Source organism: Sporosarcina sp. P37 (assembly GCF_002109365.1).
Taxonomy (GTDB): Bacteria; Bacillota; Bacilli; order Bacillales_A; family Planococcaceae; genus Sporosarcina.
This window is the reverse complement of record NZ_CP015349.1, coordinates 1,631,493-1,650,719: the sequence shown is the minus strand read 5'-3', so window position 1 is coordinate 1,650,719 and position 19,227 is coordinate 1,631,493. Positions and strand designations below refer to the sequence as shown.

Here is a 19,227-nt window from a genome sequence, read left to right as displayed (position 1 = left end):
TTTTTCTGTATTTTGAGTTATTTTATGTGGTATATGCACAATATTTGTGTATTAGTTGTTCATAACGGGGATAACTTGGCGGCTATCCACATTTGATTTTGAGATCCCGTGATGACGATGCGCTTTTGTGAATATGATAAAGTAGGACATAGAAAGGGTGATGACTAGAATGATTCGTCCAGCACGTATTACAGCAGGTGATGTAATAGGAATTGTGGCACCTGCCAGTCCTGTAGAACGGGAAGTATTGGAGCGCTCATTTTCGTTCCTGGAGCAATTAGGGCTCCGCTATAAAATAGGAGAGTCTGTGTATAAGAAACATGGCTATTTGGCAGGAACCGATGAAGAGCGGCTTGCCGATTTGCATGCGATGTTCAAAGACCCTGAAGTAAAAGGGATTATTTGCGCCGGGGGCGGCTACGGCTCTGCTCGTTATGCTGAGCAGCTTGATATGGATGTAATTCACGAAAATCCAAAAGTGTTTTGGGGATTCAGTGATATTACATATCTGCATACCGCTATACGTCAGGGAGCGGGTCTGGTGACATTTCATGGACCGATGCTCGCGTCCTGCGTTGCACAGGATGAATTTCATGAACTGTCCGGAAAGATGTTTGGACAGCTGTTTAACCCTGTAGAAGTTCATTACTCTGAAGCTATTTCGCCGCTTGAAACGCTGGTCGGCGGTGTGGCTGAAGGGGAAGTGGTCGGCGGAAACTTAACACAGCTGGTCAACAGTCTTGGAAGTGAATTTGAGATCCAGACGAATAAACGATTGCTCGTCATTGAAGATGTGGGTGAAGAACCATATAAAGTTGACCGTCTGTTAAATCAGTTGCGTCTTGCCGGAAAACTCCGGGAAGCCGCGGGAGTGGTGATCGGTAATTTTGCGAAAGCGTCACCGGCAAAACCCGGAGTTACACTTACAATGGATGACGTATTTGCGCATTATTTCGGCAACCTCAGTCAGCCTGTCGTAAAAGGCTTCCAAATAGGCCACTGCGAGCCGAATATTGCGATTCCATTAGGGGTGAAGGGACGTTTGGATGCTGATCATAAGACATTGACCATTTTACCGGGAGTGGAATAAATGCAAATATGCACGGTGGAAACATTTGTTGTTTCATCGTCTTTGCGAAAACCATTTAGTACAGCATTGCGGACTGTTCATGACATACAGTCCGTGATTGTAAAAATCACAGCGAACGATGGACGGACTGGCTGGGGTGAAGCCGTGCCGACACATGTCATCACCGGCGATTCACTTGGCGGTATTCGCCATGTGATCACTCATGTATTTACGCCGCTATTAGCCGGACAGGATATAAGCCGGCGGGAACTGCTGTTGGAGAAAGTGCAGCAGTCCATTATCGGTAACACAAGTGCAAAAGCGGCGGTTGACATGGCAATCTATGATTTATTCGCGCAGTTTTGCGGATTGCCGCTAATGAATGCACTTGGCGGCTATCATTGTAACCTGACTACTGATCTGACCGTCAGTGTGGGCTCACCCGCGGAGATGGCAAATGAAGCTGCAGAACACGCAGCCAAGGGGTTCCGAATACTGAAAGTAAAAGTCGGGACAGGAAGTTTGCAGCAAGAAAGAGAACGTATTCAAGCGATTCGTCAGGCGGTAGGGCCGCATATTGCAATTCGCCTGGATGCCAATCAGGGATGGAGCCCAAAAGAAGCCATCCGGCTGATCCGCCAGATGGAAGACGACGGATTTAATTTGGAGTTAATAGAACAGCCCGTTGCCGCATATGATGTAGAAGGCTTGAGAGATGTCACGAGACAGACAAGCACGCCGATTATGGCGGATGAATCATTGTTTTCCGCAATGGACGCAGTCAAGCTGCTGAAGATGCGCGCAGTGGATGTACTAAATATCAAATTGATGAAGTCGGGGGGGATCCGTGAAGCCTTGAAAATCAATGCATTGGCTGAAGCAAATGGAGTCGAGTGTATGATGGGCAGCATGATGGAAACGGCGGTGGGCGTAACTGCAGCTGCTCATGCGGCGGCAAGTCAGCCGAACATTACACGTGTAGATTTGGATGCACCGCTATTACTTAAACAGGAATTTGATGCAGGCGGCGTACGTTATAACAGAGCGCAGCTGGAATTTGACAGTGCACACGGGCTGGGATTTGATCGGAAACGGATGATGCAGTGGGTGAAAAAGCATGCATATGAATGAGCAGTGGATGTGTGCAGTCAGTGTAGCGACAGTGTGGACAGATCCCGACTCTCCACGTGTGGCGGATCTGCCTGCGCTCGATCATCCGGTACAGATGGATAAATGGCTTTCCCAGTTATCTTATGAAGAACGCTTGGCGCTGAGTGATACGGATCAAATTCAGACGCAGCTTTTGTACGGGGAACCGGTAATTGTAGAAGAAGTGATTGGGGACTGGGCTCGGGTCATTGCGAGCGCGCAGCCTACTAAAAAGGATCCGCGCGGTTATCCCGGATGGGTGCCGCTTGTGCAGCTGTCCATGCGTGAACAAGCGAGAACAGAAGAATTTGTTCGAGTCACAGCCCAAAAGGCCAGACTGTTGGATGAGTCGGGTCAGCTTTTCTTGCGTGTATCATTTAACACGGTCTTTCCGGCCGGCGGGCAGCGCGGCAAGAAAATCCGTGTCTGGACACCGCATGGATGGAAACTGCTGAACGCATCTGATACTGTGCGCCTAGGAGAAGAATCCACTGATCGTCCGTTGACTGTAGGACGGCGTTTCCTCGGCTTGCCGTATTTATGGGGCGGCATGTCTGCGTGGGGCTATGACTGCTCAGGATTCATCCATAATATCTGGAAAGCATGCGGTATTGATTTGCCGCGCGATGCAGCTGATCAGGCAGAAGCCGGCAGACCTGTTTCGCTCGATACAAGCGAGTGGGAAAAAGGTGATTTGGTATTTTTCCAAAACGATAATGAATCTATCCATCACGTGGCGCTGTACGCAGGCAACGGCCAGATCTTGCACGCGCCTTCTACGGGAAAACTGATTGAACAAATTCCGTTGAAGGAGTCTGTGTATGCAAACAAAGTGTCAGCCGTCCGCAGAGTTGTCTGATGCAATAAAAGATGCAGCTTGTAAGTATTAGCGCTGTCTCTCTTGTTTTAGGTATACTAAAAGAAGATACTAAAAAGGGAGCTGTCGCAATGTCTGAACGAAAACCAATGGGTGAGTCAAGAACTATCCAAAGTAAGTTGGTTCTGCCGCCCGATACGAACCATATACAATCGATATTTGGAGGAAAGGTCCTCGCTTATATCGATGAGATCGCCGCAATCTGTGCAATGAAGCACGGAGGCACACGGGCAGCGATTACTGCGTCTATTGACTCCGTGGACTTCGTTTCACCGGCTTTGCTCGGTGATATGATTGAACTCGAAGCGATCGTTACGTCAGTAGGCCGTACATCGATGGAAGTCTTTGTGTCCGTCCATTCAAAAAATCTGGTGACAGGTGAAGTGAAGCTGACGACGGAATCATTTTGTACGATGGTGGCGGTGGACGACGCGAATCGGCCAATCCCGGTCGCGGATGTGTATCCTGAAACGGAAGCAGAACGAAGACTGTTTGATTCTGCACCGGCACGGCGTGAATTGCGTCAGCAGCGCCGCATGATGAAACGTTAACTGCAGCGCACGGAAGAAACGGCGTGTTCGTTTCTTTTTTGCGCTTTTTAAAGAATTAATTAACTTATTCATTCCGCTGTCAGCAGTCAAGATTGATCGCCTGAGACAGCGGATGATCTTTCTTTTTCAGAAGTGATAATTGCATAGATAAAAACAGCAGTGAATGAACAGGCCTCGGCCCGCTCATTCACTGCTGTTTGGTTGTATTAGTTATCGCTGCTGAACGTACGGACTAGTCCAAGTACAGTTCCACCAAGAATAAATGCGAACAATGCATACATGATATAGATGAACCACATGAATATCCACTCCTTTGATCAGTATCCTGCCTATCATTGTAACACCTTGACAGGCGCGTTGCAATGGCGTTTACAGGTCAACTGTGTCGGCTCTACGACCAAATAAACGTGGAATTTGTATATTATTGTTCCTTTTTCAATAAATCACGGATTTCAGTCAGCAGTTCCTCTTTCATATCCAGCGGTTTTTCTTCAGGCTCTTCTTCAGCTGGATCTGCCGGCTTCATCTTCAGCTTCATAAGCACCCGCAGGAAGATGAAGATGGAACCTGCGACAATCAAGAAATCAATGATAGATTGAATGAATAGACCGTACTTAATTTCAGCGTCCTCAAATGTATAGCTTAATGATGAAAAATCGAGCCCTCCCAATAAAATACCGATAATCGGCGTCATCACATTTTCTACAAGTGAAGAAACGATCGTACCAAATGCGGCACCGATGACAACACCAATTGCCAAGTCAAAGATATTTCCTTTAAACGCAAATTCCTTAAAATCCTTCCACATACACAACGGCTCCTCTTTAATGATTCCGTAACTTTTTATACCTTTGCTGCATTCGCCTGTTTTTGTCGCTGAAATCGCTGATACATAGCAATTGATGCAATCAGCCACAGCGCACTGGCAAGTACACCCCCGACAATATCACTTGGGAAATGTACACCTAAATAGATTCTGCTGACTGCAATCATCACAATCATGACGCCCGCCGCCAATGGAATGACAACACGAGTCCATGAGTGCATGAGATTCCGCCATACGATATAGGCAAGTATCGTGTACAAACTAAACGCCATCATCGTATGACCGCTTGGAAAACTGTACCCGCCAATTTCGATCAGGCGGTTAAAATCAGGCCGCTGCCGTTTGAAGATAAATTTCAGCACCTGATTGAGGATGCCTGTCCCAGCAATCACTGCAATGAACAGCATGGCTTGTGCGCGGTGTTTCTTCCATAAAAGAAGTCCAAGCGCCATCAGGCTGATGAATGCGACCGCTGAAGTGGAGCCGATGGTTGTGAACATTTTCATAACCGACGTCAGCCATGGAGCCTCTGCTCCTTGAACAAAATCAATGATAGGTTCATCGAAACTGTTGATCGTATGTAAATGAATTGCCCTTGCAATAAAAGCGAACAGTCCGGTGAATATGGTGCAAATAATCCAAACGGATAATAAACGAAGCGATAATTCGCGTATGATAAACACCCCTTTCTACTTTTATATATTTTGAACGTTTTTTTAGAAATGTCCAATGATATATCACGTTGCGCAAGCTAAATCACAATCCCATACGAGTGAAGATACGGTAAGCGATAATCCCGCCGGCAAGCTGCATGCGGAGTTGGGTGTTTCATACTGAAAAAGCCTATCCTGTTCAGGTATACAGATCTTGTTCTGGTCTTCTGCATCATATCTGGATTACACCAGTTGCTGTCATTGCGAGAGAAGAAGGGGAACAGCTTTGAACTCACTGCGGCGCTGGCGGATGGCTACGCAATGAGCCAGACAGGAAGATCGCCTGTCAGTCTCATCACTTCGCCGACCGCTTGTAAGGCGCCTTCGTTTAGTAAGGAGGGAAGCGGAGGATGACACGTCTTTTGCCAAAGCACACGCCAGTCGTCTACCAGTCACTGCACTTCTTCCCTTTTAAAAAAATAACCTGAATTGGCTCCACTCAGCAGCGCAGGCACAACTGCGGGGTCGGCCGAAGTCATGAGACAACTGGCACGCACTATCGCCAGCTGGCTCATGACGAAAGGCAATCCCCCACGTGCCTGCGCGGGTCCTAAAGGTTGACACTTGCTGACTTCAATCCCTGATAACCGATCGAGCAACGACCACAAAACCAGAGACAAAACGATATTGAAGTCACTGCGGCGCTGGCGGATGGCTACGCAATGAGCCAGACAGGAAGATCGCCTGTCAGTCTCATCACTTCGCCGACCGCTTGTAAGGCGCCTCCGTTTAGTGAGCGGGGAGCAGAATATGACACGTCTTTTGCCGAAGCACACGCCAGTCGTCTACCCGTCACTGAACTTCATCTATTTTAAAAGAGTACATGCATAGCTTCCACTCAGCAGCGCAGGCACAACTGCGGGGTCGGCCGAAGTCATGAGACAACTGGCGGGCTCTATCGCCAGCTGGCTCATGACGAAAGGCAATCCCCCACGTGCCTGCGCGGGTCTTAAGAGCGGACACTCGCTAACTCCAATCCCCGACAAAAAGTCGAGCAACGACCCTAAAACCAGAGCAAAAACGGCATTGAACTCACTGCAGCGCTGGCGGATGGCTAAGACCCAATCCCTTTTGCACAAAGCACAATCCAATCCCATTGACTATACCCAAAGCAGACATGTCCCAAAACATATGACATTTGTCATCTCAAAGTCATGACATCTATGCCTACCCCTCCCGCCGCATAAAAGTTATCCTTAATGTATTAGCAACCCCACTAGGAGGGAAATTCAAACATGAGTAAAGAGAAAACGAAACAACTGCACAAAGATGTCGCGCCTTTCGCGAAATCTGATCTGAAAAAAAGTATTATTCAGTTGATCAACACGATTCCGCCAGTATTCATCTTATGGTTCCTGGCATACCAAAGCTTAAGCGTATCAGTGACACTGACGGTGGCATTAGCAATCGTTGCGGCGTTCTTTGTAGTCCGCACATTCATCATTTTCCATGACTGCACGCACGGTTCTTTCTTCCGCAATAAGAAAGCGAACACTATTGTTGGAACAATTACTGGCGTCCTGACATTATTCCCTTATGAAAAATGGAAAAGAGAGCACTCCATCCACCACGCATCCAGCTCCAATCTGGATAAACGCGGTGTAGGTGATATCTGGGTCATGACAGTTGAAGAATATCAAAATGCTTCAAAGTTTGAGCGTCTGGGATATCGTATGTACCGTAATCCTCTGGTTCTGTTTGGATTGGGGCCTTTATATTTGGTACTGATCGCAGGCCGTTTCAATCGCAAAGATGCGCGTAAGAAAGAGCGCTTGAATACGTATTTGATTAACATGATCTTAGTGGCTGTATATGCGGTATTGATCGTGGCGATCGGCTGGAAGGCTTTCTTGCTGATTCAGGGCACGATGATGTTTACAGCGGCTGCACTTGGGATTTGGCTGTTTTACATTCAGCACACGTTTGAAGATTCTTACTTTGAAGAGGAATCTGACTGGGATTATGTAAAAGCAGCTGTTGAAGGAAGCTCTTACTATCAACTGCCGCGTGTTCTGCAATGGGCAACAGGTAATATTGGTTTCCACCACGTGCATCACTTGGCGCCGCGTGTACCGAACTACAACTTGGAAATGGCGCATGAATTGACGCCGCCATTGCAAAAAGCAACAACTATCACAATCAAGACCAGCCTGGAATCATTGCGCTACCGCTTGTATGATCCGGCAAATAAGAAATTCATTACATTTAAAGAAGCAAAACAACATGCAGTAAGAGAAAAACTTTCAATCGATTTAAAACCGAAACGTACACGTTTACAATAAAATGGCGTGAGAAGGACTATCCTTCTCCGCCTTTTTATTTTGCATAACTATCTCTGCGGAGTCAGTTGTGTAAATATTTGTTACAATAGAATAAAAAGGACGGTGATAAAAGCTGATGTACAGTTGGTATAGTATTTTTCCGAAAAGTCCATGGCTCAGCATTTATGCCTGGGTTGTGTTTTGTATATTACCTTTCTTTTTTATATTGCGAAGTGCGTCTCCGCTAAATTTAATGATTGGTGTGGGACTGCTGGTACTCTTTTTCCTTTCTTATTATTTCTCTGCTAAATCAAAAAGCGGTCTCATGTATATGTGGATCAGCTTTGAAATCGTCATTTCCGTAGTGATGACACTGATGTTCGGCTATGTTTATCTGTCGCTGTTTATTGCATTCTTTATTGGAAATATACGGAACCCGGTAGGTTTTTTCATAATTTATGGCTTACATATTGCGATATTAATTGGGGCAATAGTTGCAGGATTCTTCGTTGAAATTGATTTATTTTTACCGCAAATACATTTTATAATTATCTCGGTTATCGGAGTGGTTCTGCTGCCTTTCAACCTGTATAACCGGCAAAAACGGGATCTGTTGCAAGATCAGCTGGAAGTTGCCAGACAGCGGATCTCGGAGCTCACAATTATCCAAGAACGCGAGCGGATTGCACGTGACCTGCATGATACGCTGGGACAGAAATTATCAATGATTGGCTTAAAAAGTGATTTGGCTACACGATTAATGGACCGCGATATGGAGTCGGCAAAAGCAGAAATTCAGGATATCCGGCAAATTTCCAGCACAGCATTAAAAGAAGTGCGTGTTCTTGTCAGCGGGATGCGCCGTGTGAAGCTGAAAGATGAGCTGGTGCGCGTCCAAGAATTACTGAATGCGGCTGAAATCGAATACGAACTAAAAGGGGATCCAAACTTTCCTGATATGTCTCCTATTGTAGAAAATGTGTTAGTCATGTGTTTGAAAGAGGCGATTAATAATGTCGTAAAACACAGCTACGCCAAATATTGCTGTATTCTTTTTGAACGAACGGATAAAGAGTTTGTAATCAAAGTGAAAGACAACGGAATCGGCATCGCAAAAAATGGTGTAAACCTTCCGGGCAACGGGCTTGACGGTATGGGAGAGCGGCTGGAGTTCGTGAATGGAAAACTTTCGATTACGAGTGATCAGGGAACACAAGTTAAAATAACGGTTCCTGCAGTTTTGAAACAAATAAAGGAGGGATGACGTATGATCCGCATTGTAATAGCAGAAGATCAAGGGATGATGCTCGGTGCACTCGGGTCGTTATTGAATTTGGAAGAAGACATGGAAGTAGTGGGAATGGCTAAAAACGGTCAAGAAGCAGTGGACTTGGTCAAGAGCCTTGAGCCTGACATCTGTATTATGGATATTGAAATGCCAATCAAAACCGGTTTGGACGCAGCGGAAGAGCTGCAGCATATGGATTGTCAAATTATTATTTTAACGACATTTGCAAGGGCAGGCTATTTTGAACGGGCGCGCAATGCAGGAGTCCGCGGATATTTATTAAAAGATAATCCCATTGAAGAGCTTGTTAAATCGATTCATTCGATCATTAAGGGACGCCGGATTTATGCACCCGAATTGATTGATCTGGCATTTGATTTGAAAGAAGAAGAAAAGAATCCGCTGACTGAGAGGGAAGTGCAAGTGCTCAAGCTGATATCGGAGGGAAAGACTACAAAACAGATTGCCGCAGAACTGTTTTTATCGCCGGGCACTGTCCGTAACTACGTTTCCACAATATTGGATAAACTGGGTGTGCGTAACCGGATTGAGGCTATCACGTTATTTAATGAAAAAGGCTGGTTCCAATGAAATTTGCACAGGCATACATTCATAACAGGGGAGTGATTGGTGAATGAATAAGAATACGCAAAGTGAGTGGCTTGTAAAATTGCCCTTGTTACAGAGTGTAATAGATAAGAAGGAAGTGCTGTGGTGCAATCCTTCTGCCGAATCCGCAGTGGCGGGTCTGTTGAAAACGCGCTTATCTGAAGAGGATGTGGCAGATGCGGCTGATCGGCTGAAAAGGTTCGCTCCTTATTTGGCGAACGTCTTTCCTGAAACCGATGAAGGGATCATTGAATCCCCCTTGACTCCGATTCCGAAGATGAAGCATGTTCTTGAAACCGCCTATGCTGTCAATATCCCAGGCAAGCTTTTATTGAAGCAAGATAATGCTTTGCCGATCTCAGGCTCCATCAAGGCACGCGGAGGTATTTATGAAGTCCTGAAGCATGCAGAAGCACTTGCGATGAATCATCAGCTGCTGGATGACACAAAGGACTACAGCCAGTTTAATGCGCCGGCTTTCCGCGAGTTATTTGCAAAGCATAAAATCGCTGTAGGCTCGACGGGTAATCTGGGACTGAGCATCGGCATCATGAGTGCAAAGCTCGGCTTCGATGTGACAGTGCATATGTCCGCGGATGCCAAGCAGTGGAAAAAAGATTTACTGCGTTCAAAAGGCGTCCGGGTGGTAGAGTATACGGACGATTACAGCAAGGCGGTAGAAGAAGGGCGCCGTCAGGCAGAGGCGGATCCGTCCTGTCACTTTGTGGATGATGAAAACTCCACGGACTTGTTTATGGGATATGCGGTCGCAGGGGAGCGTGTTGCCGCGCAGCTGAAAGAGCAAAATATTACCGTCGATGAAGCGCATCCGTTATTCGTCTATTTACCATGCGGTGTAGGGGGCGGACCGGGTGGCGTAGCATTTGGGTTGAAACTGGCATTCGGCGATCATGTACATTGCTTCTTCGCGGAGCCGACGCACTCACCTTGCATGATGATTGGCATGATGACAGGAATGCATGACCAAGTATCAGTAGCAGACTTTGGTCTGGATAATAAAACCGCAGCTGATGGTTTGGCAGTGGGTACAGCTTCTGCATTTGTCGGAAAAACGATGGAGCCTTTCCTCACAGGTTGCTATACGGTAGAAGATCAGACATTATTCACGCTGCTGAAAGAACTGGCAGACTGTGAAGATATCTGGCTGGAACCTTCCGCACTTGCGGGTATGACAGGTCCTGTGCATGCGATCAAGTCGAAACTGCCGTCAGCCGGCTCCGAAAACACGACACATCTTGTATGGGGAACAGGCGGAAATATGGTGCCTGAAGACGAAATGAAGAGGTATTACAATTATACGGGGAAATAAAACACGTCATTTCCCGGGAAATCGACAAAAGATGGGGCTGTCCAGAAAGTCAGTGAAAAAAACTGGTTTTCTATGACAGCCCTTTTTTCATAGAAAGGAGATAAAATTCCTCTGTTCACCGTTCCTTTCCGTTCCAGGCCGATGCGTTTGAACTTCTTTAGTGCAGATCTTTAAACAGCTTCAATTTCAAAAGCCTTGGAGCAAGCAACAGACCGATAATTGTTCCGCTCACTGTCGACACGAGAAACGGAGGCAGGAAGAAGAATGCGGTGACGGTTGTGCCCATCAAAATTTTTGCATAAGGCACCGCAAACAAAGGAGCGATCAAGCCGGTGCCGATAACTTCCCCGACACCTGCACTCCAATTCCTATTGAAACGCTGATACAATATACCGGCAAAAAAAGCGCCAATCATCCCGCCTGGAAATGCGAGCAGTGAACCTGTTCCCGTCAGCACGCGTACGAGTCCCGTCACAAACGCTACAGTGACTGCGGCACCCGGTCCCATTACAATTGCCACAATGACATTCACTGCGTGCTGTATGGGATATGCTCTGGCGATACCGGCAGGGAACGAAACGAATGCAGAGCCGGCAACTGCGATCGCGACAAACATCGTCATGAAAACCATTTTACGTGTATTCATAGGAACCTCATTCATTTCAAATTGGATTGAATCGTATTCAGTAAGTTTCTTGCTGCATGCTGCGGATCTTTAGCCGATGCAATAGCAGAAACAACGGCTACCCCGTCAGCTCCAGCCTGGATAATGGAGCCAGTGTCAGCTGGTGTAATGCCGCCTATGGCAACCATCGGCATATCAGGGAATGAAGTATGAATTTCTTCCACCAAAGGGATACCTACAACAGCTGATGCGTCAGGCTTGGTGGACGTCGGAAAGATTGGGCCAAGTCCTACATAATCGGCGCCAATGGATTGTGCGAGCTGTACTTCACGTGCATTATGAGTCGAAACACCGAGCCATTTGTCCGGACCAATCCGTTCGCGCACTCTGTCCGCCTGTTCATCATCCTGTCCGACATGAACTCCGTCTGCATTAATCGCCAGCGCCAGATCAACATCGTCATTGACGATGAAAGGAACGCGGTACAATCGGCAAAGCGCCTGACACTTTTTGGCGAACCCCAGCAAAGCCTCGCCTTCAAGTGCATTCAATCCCTTTTCCCGCAGCTGAAAACATGTGACGCCACCGCGAAGAGCCGCTTCTACTATTGCTAATGGCTCCTTATTTCCTGCGTTTGGCGTGCCCATAACGAAATATACGCCTAATGCTTTCCTTACTTCCTCTGCTCGCATCAGTGCATCTCCTTTTTCCGCTCACTGTACGCCCAGTGATTCGTCGGCCCGTGACCTGAACCGATCTGCAGGCCGTCTTCAATGGCAGCCTGTATGAATTGCTTCGCTTCAGCGACTGCATCCGGCATCGAACAGCCTTTTGCGAGGAAACTGGTCAAAGCAGCCGCAAATGTGCAGCCAGTTCCATGTGTGTCTTTCGTTTGGATCCAAGGTGTTGTCACAGTGAATGACTGGCCTTCATTATCTGCGTAGTAATCTTTTGCATCCAGCATGTCGCAGCGGTGCCCGCCTTTCATAACGACGGCCTTCGCTCCCATTTCGATAAAAGCAGCCGCAGCCCGCTGAACATCTTCGTCTGTCAGTATACGCATCCCAGTCAGCACCTCTGCTTCAGGAATATTCGGCGTCACAATCGTTGCCATCGGCAGTAAATGTTCTTTCAGCGCCTGAATCGCCTGCTGCTGCAATAAGGATTGTCCGCCTTTGGCGATCATGACCGGGTCAATGACTAAAGGAATCGGGGGATATTCTTTTAATAGATCAGCTACAGCTGTAATGATTTCTGCCGAAAACAGCATACCAGTTTTACATGCTTTTACGTCAAAATCATCCAGCACAGCACGGATTTGTGCTGTTACTCCATCTGTCTGAATTGGATACACACCGTGAACGCCGTGTGTATTCTGCGCAGTCACAGCAGTTATGGCAGAAGTGCCAAAGACGCCAAGCTCCTGAAATGTCTTCAGGTCAGCCTGAATTCCTGCGCCTCCTCCGCTATCCGAACCAGCAATGGTCAATGCTACTTGTACTGTCAATTGAAAAACCTCCTGTCAATTATACTAAAAATGTTTTTGTTTCCCGATCCAATGTATGTAAAGTATTTAGGAAGTTCACGGCAAAGTCTCCGGGACCGCGGGAAATTTCTGCTGTCAGTTCGCCGGCCCGCTTATAAAATGAAAGTGCATCTGCCACGGCTGCTAACGGACGGTCCATTCCTACTGCCAGAAAGGCGCCTGTGACAGAACTGAGTAAGCATCCCGTTCCGGTAATCGCAGTCATCATCGGGTGGCCGCCTGTAATGGACAATGTGGAATAGCCGTCTGTCACGATGTCGACTTCGCCTGAGACCGCCACCAGACAGTTATACTTGCGGGCTGTTTGTTTCGCTGTACTTTCGATGTCCGCCGAGCCTTCTCCCGCATCGACCCCCTTTGCGTTCCAGGGTACATCTGCGATCGCAGCCAGTTCACCTGCATTACAGCGAATCAATGTGATATCTACTTCGTCCAGTACTTTCAGGACGCTCGCTTTACGAAAAGGTGTCGCACCTGCTCCGACTGGATCCAATACGACAGGTTTTCCTGCTGCGCGGGCGCTGTTTCCCGCCAAAATCATTGAATCCACCGTCTGTTGCTTTAACGTGCCAATATTTAAAATGCTGCAAGCGGCAATTTTTGCGATATCTTCCGCTTCTTCCGCCGCATCAGCCATTACGGGGGAGGCGCCTATTGCGAGTAACCCATTCGCCTGGAAATTTGCCACGACGACATTTGTGATGCAGTGAACGAGTGGTTGTGTTTGCCGAAGCTGTTGAATAAGCCGCATGTTTCTCTTCCTTCCTGTAAAGGTATATATACAAAAAGCCCATGCATGGATGGGCGCTTGGGTATGAAAACTACCCACTTCCCTCCGCTAGTACAGACTAGATCAGGTTCAAAGGGTTTGCTTAATTGCATCTCAGCCAAAGTGGAGGCACCCCCAGTGGTGACTATGTATCAGACAGGCTAATTATATCATACAGATGGAAAAGGTAGAAATAATACTGGAAGTACCGGTTTAGAGCCGATGAAAATGTGTGTTTGCGCATAGAAAACCAAGTATAACTATATGCCGAATGTTGCATAACTATCTGAAGGCGTATAACTGTTTCAGATTAAATAGACAAAAAGGAGCAGATCGCATATGGAGAAATTATTCGAAGTTCAACAGATGGAACATACACTGGAGGATATATCATTTACATGGAGTGATACAGGCGGCTATTACCGTGTGTATAAAAACGAACGGCAGGTATATGAAGGGACAGCTCCGAAATTTACGGATGGGGAGCTGGATCCGTCTCATCCTTTTCACTATACAATTGAACGGGTGGAGGAGGGGCGCGTTAAAGATGTAATTGTAATCCAAACATCTGCCCTGACAAAAGTAGAGGAAGATGAACACCCTTTGGCACGGTTAGTAATTACAACAATTGTTGCTTCCTCTCAAGTCGCTCTGTCGTGGGAGTGGATTAAGGACGTGGAAAAATTTGATATTTACCGTAACGGGCACTACATCGAAACCGTCACAGACAATCGATTTATTGATCGCAGAGAAGAACTCTCTGAGCCGGCAGTGTACAGTGTCTCTGCAACGCGTCCGCTGATAGACAGCAACCAGAAAATGAATGTCAGTAAATCCATTGCATCCAAAGTGTATGAAGTGATAATGCCGCCAGATCCTGACAATAAACCGACGGAAGAAACCTATACTTTTTCTGTACGGATAAAGCAGCGGGATCAATTACTGAAACCGGTGGCGGACAGGAAAAAATCAAAAGAAGCAGAGAAATGGAAATTTCGCTATGCGACATTTTTAAAGGAAGACATTATAAAAAACCCAAATCTCTTTTCGCCGATTCCGTACTTTACAGGAGATGACCGCGATTTCAGCCCCGAAGGAAAAAGCTTCCGTACCCGTGTGGATATAGAAGTAGAGTTTATCGGCGGGGACAGTACGCTGCAATTTACAAAAGCGACCGGGCCGTCTATCGGCTTGAATTACATGAAGCGGTATAAGCGTCATGACCACGCTTCTGTAGACGGTATAGACATCAGACGATTAGAAGGCAAATCGTCAGAAGTGCATTTTGCAATTAACCATGATGTAGGAAATCCATTAACAGCTTCACCGCCTATTCATTATGAAGTGAAAGCACATTTGGATCAGCAAGGAAACGTGGATCTCATTGGTTATCATAACGATGCACCCCATCATGAAGTTTATTTGTCCCTTGACGATGAAGACTGGCGCGCTGTGCATCGCACGGAAAGTGAAGGATTGGCGTATTTATCAGGTGTGCTCGGGGATAATTATTGGCGTTATATGACATGTAATTAATGCGGTTAAAAATGCGCGAAATAGTGTAACGAAGAGCGCTTGATAACAGCGGCATCCCTGATCCCTATTCTATTGGTCCGCAAGTATAAATCTATCTGTTTTTGTCAAAGCTGAATGATATAAAAACGTTAGAGGGTTTCTATATGACAAAAACAGGTTCAATAAGTGTCTTACATGTTATTTTCCTGTCCATGACTATGATTGGCTTGAAAAACCATGTGACCATTATTCCATCGCTTGTAAAAGGGGCTGGCAGGGACGGGTGGATATCTATTCTGGTGGCTGTTGTCGCAATCTTTCCTTGGCTTCTTCTGGTGCTTTACATTCACAAAAAGTCCAATCGGCAGCCAATGACAGAGTGGCTGGAAGAAACTATCGGAAAAGTTGCTGCAGCTGTCATCCGGTACGTAACAGCCTTCTTCCTTCTTGTTCTGGCGGCATTTACAATGGGAGAGACTTTATTATGGATCGTATCGACTTTTTTACCTAAAACGCCTGTGCTGCCGCTGATCATCATTTATACCGTTTTGTGTATTCTGTTTGCAACCGCAAACTTACAAACAATTGCAATGGTGAATGTCATTATTCTATTTTGGATCACTATTTTGGGATTTTTTATTGCGTTCACTAATATGCAAGTGAAAAATTATGAGCTGCTTCAGCCGTTTTTTGAGCATGGATTTCAGCCTGTTCTTGCCACAGCGGTATTTCCTGCATCCGGATTTGTCGAGATTCTGTTATTCCTTTTCATACAGCAGCAAGTAAAAGATCAATTTCGATGGTATCACTTTGCGGTTATGCTGTTCATTTTAATGGGGTTGACTATGGGTCCCACCATTGGAGCCATCACAGAGTTCGGCCCAGCTGAAGTGGTGAAACAAAGATTTCCGGCTTATGAAGAATGGGGAATTGGTTCGGTAGGGCGGTTTATTGAGCATTTTGATTTTGCTTCGATTTATCAATGGCTGTCAGGCGCATTTATCAGAGTGAGTCTTCTTTTATTTATAGCAGCGGATTTATTAAAAATGAGAGGAGACAAACAGCGTATTTGGAAAATACTCGCTCCTGCTTTTTTCTTTATGACATTGTCGTTGTCTCTTTTGGGTGATCGTCTTTTCCATATCATTAAGGGAGATTATTTATTGATCATCACTTTTTTCTTCATGCTTTTCTTGTCTCTCTTTTTAGTCATTATTGCCTTGATTTCAGGAAAATCACCTAAGAAGATCAAAACATAAAATCTATACAGAAAATGGTGAACAGCCATGCAGCCGGATGAAACAGAAATAAATTTACATTCCTTGAAACAAATATTTCTAAAGTCCGCAGATGTTAAGTTTCAATCGTACACGTTCGAACAACGTCAAGTAGTATTCATCACCTGCGATGACATGGTGAATCAGCAACTGCTGAATGGAGTCATTGTTCAGCGTGTTCAGCACATGATGAGCAATTTGAAGGACGGAACGATAGAAGACGCAGTAGCGGAACAGCTGCACATTCCGGATTTGAAAAAAGTAGAAAACATACAGGAAATCGGGACGCTTATATACACCGGCAACTTACTTCTATATTTCGAGGATGAAGGTCTTCTTTTTTCAAGTAATATTGCAGAAAAGCCGAACCGAAGCCCTGAAGAAACAAAATTAGAAGTGCCAGTTAAAGGTCCGAGAGATAATTTTATTGAAGACGTTTCAGTGAATATAGCAATTATCCGGAAGCGGTTGCCGACGAATTCATTATGTGTGGAAAAATTTGAATTGGGGAAACGGACCAAAACGACGGTAGCTCTTTTATATTTTGACGATATCGCCAGTAAAGAAACGTTATACGGTATAAAAAGACAAATGAAAAAAGTCGATACGGATATTATTTTCAGCGGCGATTTACTGTTGGAAAGTATGGGGATTACTGGGGCAATCTTCCCGAGGACCGCTTATACAGGACGTCCGGATAATGCGGTTCAATCATTGGCAAGAGGACGTTTTTTAATTTTTGTTGACGGGGTAGCCTATGGCGTCATTTTGCCGGTGAATTTGTTTTTACTGCTAAAAACAAGTGATGACAATGAAAATCCTTCTGTGTTTGGTTCGATGGAACGGCTATTGCGGATTATGGGTATGTCGATAGGTATAACTTTGCCGGCATTTTGGCTTGCTTTAACGACGTATCACCAAGATCAACTGCCCCTTCTGTTATTAGCTACCGTCGTACAAGCGAATACGGGTCTGCCATTGCCTTCGTCGGTAGAAATGCTGCTTATGCTGCTCATGTTTGAATTATTCCGTGAAGCGGGCTTGCGTCTTCCTACTGCGCTTGGAGGGACGATTGGCGTAGTGGGCGGGCTAATTATTGGTGATGCCGCCATTCGGGCAGGAATCACCAGCCCCGCGATGATTGTCGTGATCGCTGCTTCGACGATTTCGACCTTTACTTTGGTTAACCAGTCACTCGTGGGCTCGGTAAGCATACTGCGCGTCTTTTTCATTATCTTAACAGCCTTTTTTGGCCTTTTTGGATTTCTTATGTCACTGTATTTTACCGTCCAGTACTTAGCGGGCATTCGTACGTTCGGAGTGCCATACATGAATCTTGCGGCGGATTTAAGCTGGAAGACAATCGCCAAGACGCTTTTGCGCTTAAACCCCAGACAATATAAAGAGCGCCCGAATGCGTTAAATCCTAAGGATCAAACACGGAGCAAAGAAGGTGAACAATGACTACACGCATACTTGTGCTGCTATTGGCAATTCTTTCAGCAGTCCTTTCAGGGTGTATGGACTCTAATGAGCCGGAGAGGATGCTGTATATCAATGGAGTCGGAGTAGACTATAAGGATGGAAAATACGAGTTATATGCGCAGTTCATCAGTTTTGCCAATACGGCAAAAAGCGACCAGCCTGTTGATCCAGGAGCCACACAAGCAGAAGTTGGACATGCCAAGGGCAAAACTTTGGATGAAGCGCTTTTTGAATTATATCATTCCGTAGATCAAAAAGTGTATTGGGGGCATTTTAATTATATTGTCGCATCAGAAGACGTAATGGTTAGCGGCAAGTTGAGTCCGGTGATCGACATTTTTATCCGCTATCATGAAACACGGTATCAAGTTTGGCTGTATACTACGAAAGATCCCGTGCAAGATGTTTTGTTAGTCAGGCCGGTTCTTAATAAATCCATGACATTGTCCAAGCTCGGTGATCCCAGAAACTCTTACGAACAAGAATCTTTCGTTCAGCCGCTCAATATTCGGCAGCTGCTAATCGGATTGGATGAACCAAGCCACGAAGCGATGATTCCATTAATTTCAGTGGAGGAAAACTGGCAATCCGATAAAGGTCCCTTTAAAGCTCCGGTACTGTCAGGGGTAGGTGTAATTACCCCGACAAGCTTTAAAGGATTCATCTCAGGGGACAAAGCGCGAGGGATACAGTGGATGTCGAATAATACGAAACGAGGATTAGTCGCTTTTGACCTGGATAGCGGAAATCGTTCTACAGTGACTATTGATAAAGTGAAAGTCAAGATCAAGCCGGTTATCGGCAAGACAGAAGTAAAGTTTGATATTGACGTCGAATTGTGGGCAACTATCAGTAGCGTTGAACAAGATGTATCGACAGACCGAATACGAAAAGAGATAATAAAAGTGGTGGAAAAAGAAATTAAGGAAACATATGAGGAAGCTTTGGAAAAGAACGTTGATATTTATCATCTTTCAGAAAAGCTATACAGGAAGAACGTTAAAGAATGGAAAAAGTATCATAAAGACGGAAAATTAGAATTGACTGAGGATTCTATCCGAAACTTGAAAGTACGTGTTACAAAGCTGGCTTCAGACAGAAAATCATATAAAGAGACGATTGAATAGTAAACTGGCTGCGGCTGATCTTTGTATTTCCCTCATGGTATCCATACTTCCGGTAATGAAAATTTTAAACCCTGAATTTCTCCTTGTATAGGCGAAGTCAGGGTTTTAATCTGTCGAATATGCAGCGTAAAGATCATGAACATGGAATGTCTTTTAACGTGCAGCCTGGCAGTGATTTAAATCTCCTTATGCAAATGATGACGCTTCCCC

The 19,227-nt window shown here is 45.7% G+C and carries 19 protein-coding genes and 1 riboswitch; of the genes, 12 read left to right on the top strand and 7 right to left on the bottom strand.

The features are described 5' to 3' along the window. Positions 1-160: 160 nt before the first annotated feature. From SporoP37_RS08625 to SporoP37_RS08610, 4 genes are all read left to right on the top strand, one after another. Positions 161-1,090 carry a S66 peptidase family protein gene (locus SporoP37_RS08625; protein ID WP_081244804.1) on the top strand — a complete coding sequence of 310 codons (930 nt, stop codon included), beginning with the start codon at positions 161-163 and terminating at the stop codon, positions 1,088-1,090. Beyond that, on the top strand, positions 1,091-2,200 hold the full coding sequence (locus SporoP37_RS08620) for a dipeptide epimerase (protein WP_085430737.1): 1,110 nt from the start codon (positions 1,091-1,093) through the stop codon (positions 2,198-2,200). It abuts the gene before it with no gap. Continuing rightward, positions 2,193-3,077, top strand: a complete 885-nt coding sequence (locus tag SporoP37_RS08615) for a C40 family peptidase (protein WP_158233557.1) — start codon at positions 2,193-2,195, stop codon at positions 3,075-3,077. Before SporoP37_RS08620 ends, SporoP37_RS08615 begins: the two co-directional genes overlap by 8 nt. 89 nt (positions 3,078-3,166) lie before the next feature. Beyond that, positions 3,167-3,646, top strand: a complete 480-nt coding sequence (locus tag SporoP37_RS08610) for an acyl-CoA thioesterase (RefSeq protein WP_081243262.1) — start codon at positions 3,167-3,169, stop codon at positions 3,644-3,646. 421 nt (positions 3,647-4,067) lie between these two features. Here SporoP37_RS08610 and mscL read toward each other — a convergent pair whose 3' ends face one another. The 3 genes from mscL to SporoP37_RS16925 form a co-directional block, all read right to left on the bottom strand. Continuing rightward, positions 4,068-4,454 carry a large conductance mechanosensitive channel protein MscL gene (gene mscL / locus SporoP37_RS08605; protein ID WP_081243261.1) on the bottom strand — a complete coding sequence of 129 codons (387 nt, stop codon included), beginning with the start codon at positions 4,452-4,454 and terminating at the stop codon, positions 4,068-4,070. Positions 4,455-4,489: 35 nt separating this feature from the next. Continuing rightward, positions 4,490-5,155 (bottom strand): phosphatase PAP2 family protein, encoded by a 666-nt coding sequence (locus SporoP37_RS08600; RefSeq protein WP_081243260.1) that lies wholly within the window; start codon positions 5,153-5,155, stop codon positions 4,490-4,492. 685 nt (positions 5,156-5,840) lie between these two features. Further along, the gene (locus tag SporoP37_RS16925) at positions 5,841-5,981 is read right to left on the bottom strand and encodes a hypothetical protein (RefSeq protein ID WP_157118625.1); all 141 of its coding nucleotides are present in this window, start codon (positions 5,979-5,981) and stop codon (positions 5,841-5,843) included. 439 nt (positions 5,982-6,420) lie between these two features. On the opposite strand from SporoP37_RS16925, the gene SporoP37_RS08595 reads away from it, so the two are divergent. The 4 genes from SporoP37_RS08595 to SporoP37_RS08580 all read left to right on the top strand — a co-directional run bounded on the left by SporoP37_RS08595 (position 6,421) and on the right by SporoP37_RS08580 (position 10,673). Then, positions 6,421-7,467 (top strand): Delta(5) desaturase DesA, encoded by a 1,047-nt coding sequence (locus SporoP37_RS08595; RefSeq protein WP_085430735.1) that lies wholly within the window; start codon positions 6,421-6,423, stop codon positions 7,465-7,467. A gap of 115 nt (positions 7,468-7,582) precedes the next feature. Further along, positions 7,583-8,710 carry a sensor histidine kinase gene (locus tag SporoP37_RS08590; RefSeq protein ID WP_081243258.1) on the top strand — a complete coding sequence of 376 codons (1,128 nt, stop codon included), beginning with the start codon at positions 7,583-7,585 and terminating at the stop codon, positions 8,708-8,710. 3 nt (positions 8,711-8,713) lie between these two features. Continuing rightward, entirely contained in the window at positions 8,714-9,325 is a 612-nt protein-coding gene (locus SporoP37_RS08585) for a response regulator transcription factor (protein WP_081243257.1), read from the top strand. Between the two features lie 43 nt (positions 9,326-9,368). Then, on the top strand, positions 9,369-10,673 hold the full coding sequence (locus SporoP37_RS08580; protein WP_085430734.1) for a D-serine ammonia-lyase: 1,305 nt from the start codon (positions 9,369-9,371) through the stop codon (positions 10,671-10,673). A 157-nt stretch (positions 10,674-10,830) separates the two neighbouring features. On the opposite strand, the gene thiW is transcribed toward SporoP37_RS08580, so the two are convergent. From thiW to thiM, 4 genes are read right to left on the bottom strand one after another with little or no spacing between them, the layout of a single operon-like run. Next, positions 10,831-11,319 (bottom strand): energy coupling factor transporter S component ThiW, encoded by a 489-nt coding sequence (thiW, locus tag SporoP37_RS08575; RefSeq protein WP_085430733.1) that lies wholly within the window; start codon positions 11,317-11,319, stop codon positions 10,831-10,833. An 11-nt stretch (positions 11,320-11,330) separates the two neighbouring features. Continuing rightward, positions 11,331-11,990: a thiamine phosphate synthase gene (gene thiE, locus SporoP37_RS08570; protein ID WP_081243254.1), complete on the bottom strand. Its 660-nt coding sequence runs from the start codon at positions 11,988-11,990 to the stop codon at positions 11,331-11,333. Continuing rightward, positions 11,990-12,805 carry a bifunctional hydroxymethylpyrimidine kinase/phosphomethylpyrimidine kinase gene (gene thiD, locus SporoP37_RS08565; protein ID WP_085430732.1) on the bottom strand — a complete coding sequence of 272 codons (816 nt, stop codon included), beginning with the start codon at positions 12,803-12,805 and terminating at the stop codon, positions 11,990-11,992. The genes thiE and thiD overlap by 1 nt, the downstream gene beginning before the upstream one ends. 19 nt (positions 12,806-12,824) lie before the next feature. Beyond that, complete coding sequence (thiM, locus tag SporoP37_RS08560; protein WP_085430731.1) at positions 12,825-13,595, bottom strand: hydroxyethylthiazole kinase; 771 nt, start codon at positions 13,593-13,595, stop codon at positions 12,825-12,827. A gap of 62 nt (positions 13,596-13,657) precedes the next feature. Continuing rightward, positions 13,658-13,760, bottom strand: a riboswitch (TPP riboswitch). Between the two features lie 192 nt (positions 13,761-13,952). Here thiM and SporoP37_RS08555 point away from each other — a divergent pair. The 4 genes from SporoP37_RS08555 to SporoP37_RS08540 all read left to right on the top strand — a co-directional run bounded on the left by SporoP37_RS08555 (position 13,953) and on the right by SporoP37_RS08540 (position 19,017). Further along, entirely contained in the window at positions 13,953-15,149 is a 1,197-nt protein-coding gene (locus SporoP37_RS08555) for a DUF3238 domain-containing protein (protein ID WP_085430730.1), read from the top strand. 143 nt (positions 15,150-15,292) lie between these two features. After that, the gene (locus SporoP37_RS08550) at positions 15,293-16,387 is read left to right on the top strand and encodes an endospore germination permease (protein WP_085430729.1); all 1,095 of its coding nucleotides are present in this window, start codon (positions 15,293-15,295) and stop codon (positions 16,385-16,387) included. Positions 16,388-16,414: 27 nt separating this feature from the next. Continuing rightward, entirely contained in the window at positions 16,415-17,869 is a 1,455-nt protein-coding gene (locus tag SporoP37_RS08545) for a spore germination protein (RefSeq protein ID WP_081243249.1), read from the top strand. Further along, a complete protein-coding gene (locus SporoP37_RS08540; protein WP_085430728.1) occupies positions 17,866-19,017 on the top strand; it encodes a Ger(x)C family spore germination protein in 1,152 nt (383 codons plus the stop codon). Before SporoP37_RS08545 ends, SporoP37_RS08540 begins: the two co-directional genes overlap by 4 nt. Positions 19,018-19,227 lie beyond the last annotated feature (210 nt).

Excerpts from the sequence above, each read along its gene's own strand:
- thiM (WP_085430731.1), bottom strand. The coding sequence starts at position 13,595 with ATGCGGCTTATTCAACAGCTTCGGCAAACACAACCACTCGTTCACTGC.
- SporoP37_RS08550 (WP_085430729.1), top strand. The coding sequence starts at position 15,293 with ATGACAAAAACAGGTTCAATAAGTGTCTTACATGTTATTTTCCTGTCC.
- SporoP37_RS08620 (WP_085430737.1), top strand. The coding sequence starts at position 1,091 with ATGCAAATATGCACGGTGGAAACATTTGTTGTTTCATCGTCTTTGCGA.
- SporoP37_RS08580 (WP_085430734.1), top strand. The coding sequence starts at position 9,369 with ATGAATAAGAATACGCAAAGTGAGTGGCTTGTAAAATTGCCCTTGTTA.
- SporoP37_RS08615 (WP_158233557.1), top strand. The coding sequence starts at position 2,193 with ATGAATGAGCAGTGGATGTGTGCAGTCAGTGTAGCGACAGTGTGGACA.
- SporoP37_RS08590 (WP_081243258.1), top strand. The coding sequence starts at position 7,583 with ATGTACAGTTGGTATAGTATTTTTCCGAAAAGTCCATGGCTCAGCATT.
- SporoP37_RS08540 (WP_085430728.1), top strand. The coding sequence starts at position 17,866 with ATGACTACACGCATACTTGTGCTGCTATTGGCAATTCTTTCAGCAGTC.
- thiE (WP_081243254.1), bottom strand. The coding sequence starts at position 11,990 with ATGCGAGCAGAGGAAGTAAGGAAAGCATTAGGCGTATATTTCGTTATG.
- SporoP37_RS08610 (WP_081243262.1), top strand. The coding sequence starts at position 3,167 with ATGTCTGAACGAAAACCAATGGGTGAGTCAAGAACTATCCAAAGTAAG.
- mscL (WP_081243261.1), bottom strand. The coding sequence starts at position 4,454 with ATGTGGAAGGATTTTAAGGAATTTGCGTTTAAAGGAAATATCTTTGAC.
- SporoP37_RS08625 (WP_081244804.1), top strand. The coding sequence starts at position 161 with ATGACTAGAATGATTCGTCCAGCACGTATTACAGCAGGTGATGTAATA.
- SporoP37_RS08545 (WP_081243249.1), top strand. The coding sequence starts at position 16,415 with ATGCAGCCGGATGAAACAGAAATAAATTTACATTCCTTGAAACAAATA.
- SporoP37_RS08585 (WP_081243257.1), top strand. The coding sequence starts at position 8,714 with ATGATCCGCATTGTAATAGCAGAAGATCAAGGGATGATGCTCGGTGCA.
- SporoP37_RS08555 (WP_085430730.1), top strand. The coding sequence starts at position 13,953 with ATGGAGAAATTATTCGAAGTTCAACAGATGGAACATACACTGGAGGAT.
- SporoP37_RS08595 (WP_085430735.1), top strand. The coding sequence starts at position 6,421 with ATGAGTAAAGAGAAAACGAAACAACTGCACAAAGATGTCGCGCCTTTC.
- thiW (WP_085430733.1), bottom strand. The coding sequence starts at position 11,319 with ATGAATACACGTAAAATGGTTTTCATGACGATGTTTGTCGCGATCGCA.